The 11,450-nt window shown below is 35.2% G+C and carries 10 protein-coding genes; 2 read left to right on the top strand and 8 right to left on the bottom strand.

All coding sequences use genetic code 11. The features are described from left to right. Positions 1-220: 220 nt before the first annotated feature. The 3 genes from cyoE to EKG35_RS10115 all read right to left on the bottom strand — a co-directional run bounded on the left by cyoE (position 221) and on the right by EKG35_RS10115 (position 3,992). Positions 221-1,102: a heme o synthase gene (gene cyoE, locus EKG35_RS10105; protein ID WP_126294330.1), complete on the bottom strand. Its 882-nt coding sequence runs from the start codon at positions 1,100-1,102 to the stop codon at positions 221-223. Positions 1,103-1,290: 188 nt separating this feature from the next. Further along, positions 1,291-2,910 (bottom strand): M14 family zinc carboxypeptidase, encoded by a 1,620-nt coding sequence (locus tag EKG35_RS10110; RefSeq protein WP_185807703.1) that lies wholly within the window; start codon positions 2,908-2,910, stop codon positions 1,291-1,293. 161 nt (positions 2,911-3,071) lie between these two features. Next, on the bottom strand, positions 3,072-3,992 hold the full coding sequence (locus EKG35_RS10115) for an AbrB family transcriptional regulator (RefSeq protein ID WP_185807704.1): 921 nt from the start codon (positions 3,990-3,992) through the stop codon (positions 3,072-3,074). 398 nt (positions 3,993-4,390) lie between these two features. On the opposite strand from EKG35_RS10115, the gene EKG35_RS10120 reads away from it, so the two are divergent. Together EKG35_RS10120 and EKG35_RS10125 are read left to right on the top strand one after the other, a co-directional pair. Then, positions 4,391-5,455: an NAD(P)/FAD-dependent oxidoreductase gene (locus tag EKG35_RS10120; RefSeq protein ID WP_126294333.1), complete on the top strand. Its 1,065-nt coding sequence runs from the start codon at positions 4,391-4,393 to the stop codon at positions 5,453-5,455. A 74-nt stretch (positions 5,456-5,529) separates the two neighbouring features. Beyond that, positions 5,530-6,363: an AraC family transcriptional regulator gene (locus EKG35_RS10125; RefSeq protein ID WP_126294334.1), complete on the top strand. Its 834-nt coding sequence runs from the start codon at positions 5,530-5,532 to the stop codon at positions 6,361-6,363. A gap of 302 nt (positions 6,364-6,665) precedes the next feature. Here the strand turns inward: EKG35_RS10125 and EKG35_RS10130 are convergent, their stop codons facing one another. From EKG35_RS10130 to EKG35_RS10150, 5 genes are all read right to left on the bottom strand, one after another. Then, positions 6,666-7,538 (bottom strand): YitT family protein, encoded by an 873-nt coding sequence (locus EKG35_RS10130; RefSeq protein WP_126294335.1) that lies wholly within the window; start codon positions 7,536-7,538, stop codon positions 6,666-6,668. Between the two features lie 176 nt (positions 7,539-7,714). Beyond that, a complete protein-coding gene (locus EKG35_RS10135; protein WP_126294336.1) occupies positions 7,715-8,431 on the bottom strand; it encodes an amino acid ABC transporter ATP-binding protein in 717 nt (238 codons plus the stop codon). Further along, entirely contained in the window at positions 8,424-9,080 is a 657-nt protein-coding gene (locus EKG35_RS10140) for an amino acid ABC transporter permease (RefSeq protein ID WP_126294337.1), read from the bottom strand. Before EKG35_RS10140 ends, EKG35_RS10135 begins: the two co-directional genes overlap by 8 nt. Positions 9,081-9,298: 218 nt before the next feature. Then, positions 9,299-10,117 (bottom strand): transporter substrate-binding domain-containing protein, encoded by an 819-nt coding sequence (locus EKG35_RS10145; RefSeq protein WP_126294338.1) that lies wholly within the window; start codon positions 10,115-10,117, stop codon positions 9,299-9,301. A 14-nt stretch (positions 10,118-10,131) separates the two neighbouring features. After that, complete coding sequence (locus EKG35_RS10150; protein WP_126294339.1) at positions 10,132-11,448, bottom strand: aspartate aminotransferase family protein; 1,317 nt, start codon at positions 11,446-11,448, stop codon at positions 10,132-10,134. Between the last annotated feature and the right edge of the window lie 2 nt (positions 11,449-11,450).

Here is an 11,450-nt window from a genome sequence, read left to right on the forward strand (position 1 = left end):
CCATTCAGATAAAGAATTCTATTATACGTCGGACAGTAGAATTAAAAAAAGATGCTACCTGTAAAATACAAGCAGCATCTTCTTAAGTTACTTAGAAACTTTTAAAAAAAAATGATTTATTTATAATTATCTGTGTAACCGGCAAAAGCCATGTATGAACATAAAGATGAAATACCCTAAAGTCCACTTAAAAACCTCAGGATACTCATCTTCCTATTATTTAAAAAATTAAACCAACCGATGCATAAATAATAACCGTTGCAAAAACTGCAGTCATATAAATTAGGGAATAAGCAAACATTTTATTTGCCCAAATTTTTTCATCCATTTGGCGATAGCCTACGAAGCTGATCCACAACCAAATACCACCTAAAATAAGGGACGATAACGTTAATCCCCAGCTTAAGGGCAAGAATAAGAAGCTTGTAAACATTAAAAGAATTAAGTAAATGTTTGTTTGAATGTACGTTCTTCTCGCACTTTTTATAACTGGCAGCATTGGAATTTTTGCTGCTGCGTAATCATCTTTTTTGCGAATAGCAATTGCATAAAAGTGTGGCATTTGCCAAATAACCATAATGATGAAAAGTGCCCATGCAGCTGGATGCCAAATATCTGGCGCTACTGCTGCCCAACCTATTAAAGGCGGCATCGCACCTGAAATACTGCCTACCTCAGTATTCCAAATAGTTCTTCTCTTTGTCCACATAGTATAGGGGACAACATAGAAAAATACTCCTAGAAAACCTAGAAACGCAGCAAGTGGTGTTGTTAATAGTAAAATTCCAAGCCCTAGAACAAGTAAGAGTATGCCGACAATCAAAATTGAGCGGATACTTAACTCACCTGTTACTGTAGGTCGTAATTTTGTTCGTTTCATAACCGCATCAATATCTCGATCATATAAATTATTAAAAATCCCTGCTGCACCAATTATGAATGCAGAACCAACAAAGGCATATATTATAGTCGGTATATGTTCAACAAAGCTTAGTTCATACGTATATAAAGCTAGCATAAGAGCCGCTATCATCGGAATTAAATTTGATTTAATAATTCCTGTTTTGACGGTCTTTGCCCATAAATTGATGTAGTTTTGCATAGTATGTCTAATTCTCCTCATTGTTAGGCTACCAAGGGTAAGCACTATATTCTATCATACCACTGATATGGGAGATTCAACAATCAGCACAGCATGTTTATTTTTAAAATTTTAAAGACTTACTTAATAAATTCGTAGTTTAGTCAAATTTTAAACTTGCCATTTAATAAATTTTTCCACTTTCTTATTTATCTCGAATTTGCCTCATTTGCTGCAAGTAAACCAATTGTTTTATTTTTCTTCCATACACTATCCCAATATTTTAGAGGAACAACTGTTTCACCTCCATAAGGGGCAATTTCTATAGTAATTCCAGGCATTCGATAATTCATAATAAACCAATCCGTTGATGCACCAGAGCCCGCCTCACCAGTTGGAGACATAATTTTGTAGCCTGTTGCCTTGCCAATCATTTTAGCAACGGATAAATCACGTGTTAAAGCTGTTGATTTTTGATAATGGTAGTAGTATAGGATTGATCCTGAACTATGATATGAAATATAGGATTTGAAATGATGCTGTGCTACAAAATTGCGCAGCGCTTGTGATTCCGGCTCAGAGAAAGCTTTTGCTCCCTTATAATTTTTATAAGATGGAGATGCAGCAGAAGCTTTTTTCTCCCAACCACCGTCAAAATTTCTATTCAAATCTATACCGCGAATATTGGCTTTCCATCTATTATAATTCGAGCTGCCATTATTTAATTTTTTGGTTGTTGAACTTGCATTCACTCTCGTCTGAACCAGCGTTACACCATCCGGATTCATCATTGGAACAAACCATATGCTTACCCTGCTTAAAATTGTTTTAACATTCATTGACGAAAATTTTTTACCTTTTAAATAATGATAAGTATACTCATCAATCATTTCTAATAAAACGTTCGTTGTCATATGTTCCCTTGCATGCAACGACGCATCCATTAAAATCTCTTTTGATCCTGTTCCTACCTTTAAAGCATATAGCGCTCTGCCTTGAACGGAAGAACCAATCTTAACTAGTTCCGTAAATTCCGGATACATATTTGAAAATACTTTTAAATAATATTCCATCTCTTTATAGCTAATATTCTTTTTCGGTTCTACTTGATTCGTATGATAAAAATCCACTAAATTTACATATACACGCTTGCCAAACCGTTCAATCACACCACGACTGCCATTAATCATATGTAAATTAACCTGTTCTCCTTTTGCTACTGTCCCAAGTATATTGCCAGCCTTATCTTCAAATGGTGCATCAATTTCAGCAACAATACTTCGAGGGAAATTCCCTTGTATATGAGCTTCTAGATTTGTTTCTTCATCTGTAGAGGTTAGAGCTGTTCTAGGGATATAAAAGGATTTCTTATTAGCCGTTACAATAAAAAAATTTGCTGTCACATTAGTTGGTGATAATATCGTGCCTTTTTCCAATGTCCCTGCATTTTCAAACCCCTTTGAAGAAGATAAGTAATACGGAGTTGTCTGAATCACTTTTCCATTTCCGTTTATGTATGGAGAAATTACTTCTTTTACTTCTGGTGGTAATGATTGTTCTTCTTCTGGTTGAGTATATGTATTTTCTTCATTTGCTTCATTTAGCAGTTGGTCAGATGGGATTCCAGATGTCTCTGCTTTATTTGGTTGCTCTTCAGAAACATCATCTATAATTATTTCAGGATTTAATTGTTCATCTGTTAATCCTACACTAGACGTTACTTCTGCTGAATTAGTAGATTTTTCAATTTCGCTCGCCGAAACGATTGAAACTTGAAAAATAAGTATAAACACTAAAAAAATTGATAGAATTGCTTTATAGTTGTTCAAAGTAATTAACTCCATTTCATTATTAAATTATCAAAAAGTTACTAATATTATCATAACTAATACAATATAAAATTTACAAATTACATTTATATTAAGAATTTTATTAGTATTTTCTATTTTCTTACAAAATAAAAAGAGACTTAGGAATTATCCCAAGTCTTTTAATAATATTTTATTTGTTCTTTTAAAACTTTTTCTCTTCTATCCAAATATGAACATGCTACTTTTAATAACGGTAAAACTAGCAGAAAGACAAACAGCAATCGGAAAATTTGGAACACAGTAACTACAGAAACATCTGCTCCAATTGAGTTGGCAAGCAGACTCATTTGATCAAGCCCCCCTGCTGCTGCACTTAGGAAGCTGGTAGATAGTGAATAGTCAAGGAGATAGACCAGCAATAAGCCTTGGAAAAACGTAATTGCAAGTAGAAAAAGTGCACTTCCTACTCCTAATAACAATACTCGTTTTCCTAGCTTTATCATATCTGGTTTTAAAAGCAGACCTATGTATGCACCCATGAACAATTGTGCCGCATGTAAAAGTAAAATTGGCACTTCTGGTACATTAACCGAGAATAGTTTTAGTACAATGACAAATAATACCGGAGTTAAAAAGTACGGAACTGGCAGATTGATTTTCTTCCCTACCCAAACAACAACCCATGACACAAGCAACAATAATGCTAGAGGGAAAATTGAGCTAATCAAAAAATGCCCTTCCCCTTTTGCTTGAATAACATGCCCCGAGAGAATAAATGGAACGAGAAAGACAATGCTTATTACCCGAACAACATGGAAAAACGTAACGATTGCTAAATTAATATCCTTTTCTTCTTCAGCAAATACAACAATTTGTCCTAAGCCACCTGGAACTGTACAGGTTAGAGCTGTCTTTAAAGGGATACTCCCTATTTTTTTAACTCCAAAGGCCATAAATATACTAATTATAACTAAGACGATATTCATTATTAGCATAAGTAAAAGAAGCCAGCTCATGCCTTTAAACAAATTAAATTGAAATGAATGACCGATGGAAACACTTATAATAACAAGGCCTAAATTCGAAGTTTCATAGGCCAATATAATTGATACTTAATAAAAAATTGACTGATTAGCACCGAAAATAGTGGTCCTAGCATCCATGGAACCGGCATTCCAACATATTCAAACAACAGTGCACCTAAGATGCTAATGAATGCTACCAAAATGATCGATTTTATATGCAAAACTCGAGCCTCTTTTCTATCTACGTTTACCTCAGATTATCATAAATTGACCTGCTACACATACACAGTTAGTCCCCTCCCGCAAACAATAAGAGATTCTTAACTACAATCATATGTAGAAAAAATATTATTTTTAAACCCTTGCCGCAAAAATCCATATAATTATTTTTTTTGTCCATTTACTTTTGTGTAAAAATAAGTAAGAATAATCAATAATGATAATCATTATCAATTATTCTTTAGGAGGATATTATGAATACTATTTATGATGTCACGATTATTGGCGGCGGACCAAGTGGATTATTTAGCGCATTTTATGCAGGTCTGCGAGATATGAAAACAAAAATCATTGAATCTCAACCAATGCTCGGTGGAAAAGTTCATGTTTATCCAGAGAAGTTAATTTGGGATATTGGCGGAATGACACCGATTACTGGACAACAATTGATTGACCAATCGATTTCACAAGCATTAACGTTTGATCCAACGGTATGTGTAAATACAAAGGTCCGAACAATTGGTAAAGAAGATAATATGTTTATAATTACAACCGAATCTGGTGAAAAGCACTTTTCAAAAACAGTGATTCTTGCAATCGGTTCAGGTATTGTAAACCATCAAAAATTGGAGATTGAAGGTGCCGAAAAGTTCGAAAATACCAACTTATTCTATTCTGTTCGCAGCCTATATGACTTCAAGGACAAATCTATTTTGATATCAGGCGGAGGGCATGCTGCAATAGACTGGGCACATGATTTACATGGCTTCGCAAAAGATATAACGGTTATTTACCGCGGAGAAAAATTATCTGGTCATGAGGCATACATCCAAAAAATTAAAAATAATGGAACACCGATACTATTGAATACACAAATTAAACAATTCGTTCCTTCTTTAAACGGCTCAACCATCCAACAAGTAATACTTGAAAATACAACAACTACTGAAGAAAAAGCAATTCATGTTGATGCCGTACTAATTAATCACGGCTTTTTGAAAGAGCGAACAATTGCATTTGATGACTCTATTACTGTTGAACGCGATAAAGAGCGCAACTATAAAGTAGTAACAAATGGGAAATGTGAAACTTCTGTACCAGGATTATTTGCTGCCGGCGATATTGCTGAATATCCTAGCAAAATTCATTTGATTGCAGGCGCTTATCAAGACGCGCTTCATGCAGTTAATAGTGCGAAAGCATACCTTGATCCAACTGCAAACCCTACTGCTCGTGTCTCTTCACATAATGAAACGTTTGATGAACGCAACCGTGAAATTTTTGAATCCCGAATAAAAGAAAAAACAACGATTAAATAAACTATTTTGCGAGGGTGATTGTATCTAAAGATTCAACAATGACTCTCTTCTTTTCGTTTTAGAAGGAGGAAGCGATGAATATTGAGGATTTAGCAAATTACTTTGCAAGTGCATCCATTAGCTTTGAGAATGCAATTCAACAAGTTATGGAGCCAAGAACAAAAAATATAGAAAAATATCATGAGTGCGCCAGTATAATTATTATTTCAAGTGGACTTGCAAGTTTCACTATAAATGAAACATCTTACAAGCTAAAAACTGGATCAGTTCTTCATGTTGGTCCAAGTACGGTTATTAGTGAAGTTTTAAGTGATACTAAATGTTCTTATATTCTTATTCAATACCGGATACTAGAAAATGAAGTGAGTATATTCCCCTTATATACAAGCCATTTCATAATGAATATTGATAATCAAAAAAAAGTTTTTCAATATGCTATGGAACTAGTAGAAAACTTCAGATCAACAGATGTCTATATGAAATTAAAATGTAAATCTTTGCTCTTAAGCTTTATTGTAGAATTAATACATGCTCTAAAAAACGATTCAAAAAAACAACCAGCAATTGATTTAGAAAAGATTAAAAGCTATATTCATCAACATTATGCAGAATCCATTACCATTAATGAAATTGCAAGTAACTTTGGCATCAAAAGAAGGTATTTAACATCTATATTTCAACGTTATATTGGTTCAAGCCCCATCGAATACTTAACAGCATATCGGATTCATAAGGCACAAGAGTTATTATTATTAACCGATAAACAAATTATTGAAATCTCAAACAGTGTAGGCTATGTTGATAATTTATATTTTAGTCGTGTGTTTAAAAAGAAGACTGGCATGTCCCCTACTGAATATCGTAAATATCGATCCTTCTTAACCAAAGAGAAAGTAAATCAAGATTAAATGTTTATAATAGCTCAATTGCCATTTAATGAGATAAGATTCCAAATGCAATAATTTGTGATTAATGATTTGTATGAGAAGTCTTGATACTAGGAATACCAAAAGGAGCCAACCAAAATTAGTTTGGATGGCCCCTGGAAAGAGGGTTATAAGGATATTCAGTTGTGGCTTCTGTCTATCTTAGATTGTACAACATGAATAAAATTATGCTCTTTTATAAAAAAATTTGTTATTTTTTTAGGAGTAATATAAAAAAGGCTGTTCAGACATATTACTTCTGGACAGCCTTTCATTAAAATATACTAATGGATATCATTCTTTTTGAAGTTTCCACCTCTTACTTCTGCTACGTCATAAACGGTAACAAAAGATCCCGGGTCGATTTCTCTTATAATTTCCTTCATTTTACTTTCTTCTAAACGGTTTATAACACAAGTAATTTCCTTAAATTCTTCATTTGAATATGCGCCTCGAACAATATTATATGTCGCACTTCGTCCTAAGCGGTCGCGAACAGTTTCAACCATTAATTCTGGTTCATTTGTAATAATTTTAAATGTTTTCGAACCGCTTAATCCTTCCTCAACGATATGAATCACTTTAGAAGCAATAAAGTAAGCAATACCTGAAAGAATTGCACCTTGCAGTCCAAATACAGTTGATACAATAATAAAAACAAATAAATTTAAAAATAAAATTAAGTCACTTGTCCCAAATGGTAATTTACGTGATAACAGCACAGCCAGCATATCAATTCCATCTAATGCTCCACCGTTGCGCAATGCTAACCCCATACCAAACCCGATGATAATACCACCAACAACAGTTACTAATAAAGTATCTCCTTCAATAATTGCAGGTATATGGTGCATAAGACTTGTACCGACTGCTAATGAAACAATCCCAACTACTGAAAATACAGCAAAGCTTTTACCTATTTGTTTATAGCCTAAAAATACAAAAGGGATATTTAAAAGGGCAATAAGTACCCCTAATGGCAAGCCAAATAATTGTGAGCCAACGATGCTCAACCCTGTTACTCCACCATCCGATACGCTGTTAGGGATTAATACCGCCTCAAGACCGTATGCTGTAACAAATCCCCCAATCACAACCATTAGCGCTCGTAAAAGCATCCAAGATTTACTCGATTTGCGATGTGTGTTTGCAACCATGTCATTTCCTCAATTCCATTTAATTTTACCAAAAAATATGTGTCACTAAATACCGTCACTTTTCTAGTATAGCATGCATCTCCTACTTACATCCTCTGAAAGCTCCTATATTAGGAAAACTAAACAAAAAAATCTGCCCGCGAGTCATTCTCTACGAACAGATTAAATATGATGGGTTATAATACTTTATCTAAAAAGTCTTTTGCACGAGCAGACTTTGGTGATGAGAAGAATTCATCTGGAGTGGCATCTTCAACTAAATAGCCTCCATCTAGGAACAATATACGATCGGCTACTTCGCGTGCGAAGCCCATTTCGTGTGTGACGATAATCATTGTCATCCCTGATTCTGCTAGAGATTTCATGACAGCCAATACTTCTTTTACCATCTCTGGATCAAGCGCAGAAGTCGGTTCGTCGAATAACATAACTGTTGGATTCATAGCTAGCGCACGAGCAATTGCAACACGCTGCTTTTGTCCTCCCGATAATCGATTAGGATATTCATCGCGCTTTTCATATAAGCCAACTTTACGTAAAAGCTCGTCTGCGATTTCGGTTGCCTCTTGCTTTGATATCCCTTTTACATTCATTGGTGCGTAGATTAAGTTTTCAAGAACCGTTTTATGCGGGAATAAATGAAAGTGTTGAAATACCATTCCTAAATTTTCACGCACTTTCATCACATTTTTCTCAGTAATTAATGTATCTCCAACTGTTATGTCGCCGCTTGTAGGCTCTTCTAATCGATTAATACAACGTAAAAAGGTAGATTTACCTGATCCAGATGGGCCAATAACTGCAATAACTTCTTTTTCTTTTATTTCTGTTGAAATACCTTTTAACACTTCATTATTTCCAAACGACTTTTTTAAATTTTCAATTTTAATCACTGCGTCTCATCCTCTTTTCTATTGTTCTTCCAAGGAATGTTAATACGAGTGTCATAATATAATAGATCACACCAGCGATTAATAACGGCTCAAAGTAGCGGAATGTTGATCCACCAACAACGTAGGCACGACGCATAATATCTAGTGCACCGATTACTGTTACAATTGCCGACTCTTTATTTAATGTAATAAATTCGTTCATTAGAGAAGGCAGAATATTTTTCATTGCTTGCGGCAAAATAATATCCTTCATCATTTTGGCATAAGGAACACCTAAAGCTCTTGCCGCCTCTTGCTGTCCTTTATCTACTGCATTAATCCCCGCTCGAATTATTTCAGAAACATATGCACCCGAATTTAAGCCAAATGCGATAATAGCAGCAGGTATTGGATCGATGTTCGTACCAATAAATTGTGGTATCGCATAATAAATTAGCATCAATTGAAGTACAAGCGGAGTACCACGGAAAATCGATGTATAAAACTCTGCAAACCATTTTAAAGGCTTAATGCTTCCAATTTTACAAAGAGCTAATAAAATACCGAGAACTAGCCCTACAATCGTCGCAAAGATAACTATTTGTAATGTTACGCCTATTCCTTGTAAAATGTAAGGAATAGAGGGAACGACTTTAGAAAAATCAAACATCGTTATCCCCCTTTCTTAGATTAAAAGTGGAAGCGCCCTGTTAGTCCCGACAAGCACTGGAAGGCTCGAATCGATAAGCTTTTCCAGCTTTCGACCGAGGGCAGACCGCGACCTCGAGGGGCTGGGCGCTGTAACTGAATATTAATATGAGAAATTTTCTATTCTCTTATTAAATAGAATAGAAACGCCATTCAGATAAACTGAATGACGTATTTGAATTATTGTTCAACAACGAACCATTTTTTCTTAAGTTCGTCAATCTTGCCTTCATCAACTAGTGCTTGGATTACTTCATCGAATTCTGCTTTTAATTCACTGCCTTCTTGGAATACTACTGCTTTGAAGTCAGGATCTTCAACTTCGATTGGGAATGCTGCTAAGTCATCATTTTGAGCTAAATAGTTTTCAGCTACGATGTTTTCAATTACAGCACCTTGGAAACGGCCATTTTTTAATTCTTGAATTACTTCTGGAATTAAGTTGCGGCTTTCAACAGTAAAGCCATGCTCTGCTGCTAATGTATTTGCTAATTCTTCTTGAATTGAAGAAACTTGAGCCCCTACTACTTTACCTTTTAAGTCTTCTAAAGAAGCAATGTTGCTTTCTTTTGGAGAAACTAAATATTGCTCAGTTTCATAATATGGAATTGAGAAGTCAACTACTTCATCACGGTCCTTCGTTGGTGTCATACCAGCAATAACAAAATCAAATTTATCCGCTTGTAAACCAGGAATTAAACTATTAAAATCAGAGTTTGTGAATTCTAATTTATACCCTAAACGTTCAGCAACTATATTTGCTAAATCAATATCAAATCCGATAATTTCATCACTCACTGCAGTATCAACATATTCGAATGGTGCGTAATCTGCAGAAGTACCTACGCGTAATACCTTTGCTTCTTCTGTTGTTGCTTCAGTTTCTGATCCATCAGCTGCATTATTTCCTTCAGTTGTATTACCTTCTTCAGCTGTACCACAGGCTGCTAAAATACCAATGACTAATACTAGCATGAATAAAAAATACTTATTTTTCATTGTTTATTTCTCCTCTATTGTTTAGATAATTGTTCTGCTAAAAATCTTTGAATTGCTTTTTCAAGCATTTCCAAGCCATCATCAATTTGTTGCTTCGTTACTGTTAACGGTGGAATCATTCGAATAACTTCCCCAACATTTCCGCAAAGATAGAACAGTACGCCTTCTTCTAGTGCATAATCAAGAATTTTCATAACTGCTTGTCCATCAAGCTCGCCTGTTTGTGGATTTGATATTTCAATTCCGATCATCAAACCTGCTGAACGAACATCACTAATTATTGAATATTTCTCTTTTAATTGAAGTAATTGTTGTCTAGCATACGCTCCTACTTCTTTAGAGTTTTCTACAAGTTTTTCCTCATGTAAAATCTCTAAAGTTGTCAATGCAACAGAACAAGCAATTGGGTTGCCTCCAAATGTAGTCCCATGCATCCCAAGCGGCCATTGCTGCATAAGTTCCTTTGATGCAACCGTTGCACTAAGTGGCAGTCCTGAAGCAATCCCTTTTGCAATCGCCATAATGTCTGGCGTTACATCAAAGTATTGAGCTGCAAACCATTCACCTGTACGGCCAAAGCCTGTTTGTACTTCATCAAAAATTAGTAAAATGCCATGTTCATCACAAATTTCACGGACTTTCTTCACCCATGCTTTTGGAGGAATGATGTATCCACCCTCACCTAGAACTGGCTCCATAATAACCGCTGCCACTTCCTCCGGCGTTACTTGATGTTTAAACAAACGGTTAAAATCTTTTTCAAGCTGTTCAACACAATAAACTTCTGGGTCAACACCTTCTGGACAACCTTTTACGTCGGCATATGGAATTTGGTAAGACAAATGTGAAGGTTGTAAGAACTTACGGTATTTACTTTTCGATGTTGTAACACCTAAAGCGCCCATGGATCGACCATGGAAACAGCCCGTAAAGGATACTACGTAAGGACGTTTAGTTACAAACTTCGCAAGCTTTAAAGCCCCTTCAATAGCCTCAGTTCCACTGTTAGCAAAGAAAAAGCAATCTAAATTACCAGGCAATACTTTACCTAGTTCATCTGCTAATCTCAAAATAGATTCGTACATAATTACCCCTGATGGTCCATGTACTAATTGGTCGGCCGCATCTTTAATACTTTGAACAACTTTCGGATGACGATGTCCAGTATTCGCTACGGCAATTCCTGATGTGAAATCTAAGTATTGTTTACCATCTACACCATAGTAATAACAGCCTTCTTCTTTTACTATCGGAAGATTGGGATGATCTTTTGCCATACTAGGCGCTAATAAATCACCCATTCGTTCATATAAATCAAGCCAATGACTCATGT

Origin of the sequence: Lysinibacillus telephonicus (genome assembly GCF_003966145.1) — a bacterium.
Classification (GTDB): Bacteria; Bacillota; Bacilli; order Bacillales_A; family Planococcaceae; genus Ureibacillus; species Ureibacillus telephonicus.